This is a genomic window from Blastomonas sp. 34TW (genome assembly GCF_059803595.1).
Genome location: NZ_JAPFGW010000050.1, coordinates 1 through 1,226 on the forward strand (window position 1 = coordinate 1; position 1,226 = coordinate 1,226).

Below are 1,226 nucleotides of genomic sequence, written 5' to 3' on the forward strand. Positions count from 1 at the left end.
CGGCTTTCAAGCGACATGTGGTGTTTGGCGATGGCCGACGATGTCTTACGGGCGATCGTGTCACACAGGCTTTGACGAATGGTCTCGAACTGCCCTTCGCAGGCTGCGAGTTCGCTTGGTAGCCGGGCGGCCAGTGCGACAGCAACCAAGGCGGTCGTCTCGCAGCATGGGTCTTCGTAGGAGCTGGCGCTTTCATAGCACAGCAGGACGAGGCCGGCTCTGATTGGGTCAATCTCGAGGTGAACAAGGACTCTCTGGAATTCGTCGATGGTCAAGCTGCCGGCTTCGAGCCTTTCAAAGAAGCCTGCACGGCGGCTCCGTTTGAGTACCCCTTCATCGGCCATCTTTCTGAGGCTCGTGTGGCGCAGCTGCATCTGTTCCTTGATCAGAGCAGCGTACATTCTGTTTACGCTATGGGCCTTTACTCCCACGACCTCGGGCGTCCCCTTGCACATCCATGCCTCCGCCATGCCATACCATGCAATTTCATAGTGTGATCTTGCTAGCGGGAATTTTGCAAGTAGAAAATTCACCCTGCGCAACAAGCAAGGCACAGAACACAAGGGTTTCTCGTACGCCGCAATGGATTTTCGTTTTGGCGTTCAGCTCCACTTTCAGACGTTCGACAGCCGCATTTTCCTTCGAATTGAGCCGCACATAGATGCGGATGGGGCCGTCCACAGGGAGTTGAGCGACCAAGCCAGCTGCATGAACTTCCTTCGGCTCCTGATATCTCGCCAGGGCATAGAGAAGGACGTCTTTGAATTTTACGAAGCGGCTTCGTTCCAGGCTTAGCGAGGCGATGGCCTTTACGATCTGTTCGAAGGCCACATCGCTGACGGCGATTTCGTGCGCCACATGCGTGTCCTGCTCCATGTCCAATCACCTTCCTGTCTTTCCAGAAGGGCTGCCCCCTCATCCGCTTCCGACACGGGTTCGAATCATTTCTTTGGCGGGCGGGAAGCCCCTGGTCGGAATTCCTGACCAGGGTGGTCGGAAATCACGACCGGGGTGGTCAGGAATCTCGACCGCCCTGGTCGGGAATCCAGACCGGGGTGGTTGCATTTTCCGACCGGGCTGGCCGCGAATCGCAACCACCCTGGTTGCCTATTCCGGACCAGTCGCACGAATCGGCGACCAGTTTCGAATCTAGGTCGTGTTGACAAAAGGGATTCCCAAACCCGTTTGGTTCTGATTCAAGACTGCTTTTTGAGGAGCAGTCATGG

General features: G+C 56.3%; 2 protein-coding genes. Both read right to left on the reverse strand.

Features of this window, described 5'->3' with window-relative positions:
• On the reverse strand, window positions 1-470 hold a 470-nt coding region (locus OPU69_RS19920), incomplete at its 3' end, for a hypothetical protein (protein ID WP_498513296.1).
• Window positions 471-486: 16 nt separating this feature from the next.
• On the reverse strand, window positions 487-876 hold the full coding sequence (locus OPU69_RS19925) for a hypothetical protein (protein WP_498513297.1): 390 nt from the start codon (window positions 874-876) through the stop codon (window positions 487-489).
• Between the last annotated feature and the right edge of the window lie 350 nt (window positions 877-1,226).

Bases quoted from the DNA above. Each gene is read 5' to 3' on its own strand.
- OPU69_RS19925 (WP_498513297.1), bottom strand. From the start codon at position 876: ATGGAGCAGGACACGCATGTGGCGCACGAAATCGCCGTCAGCGATGTG.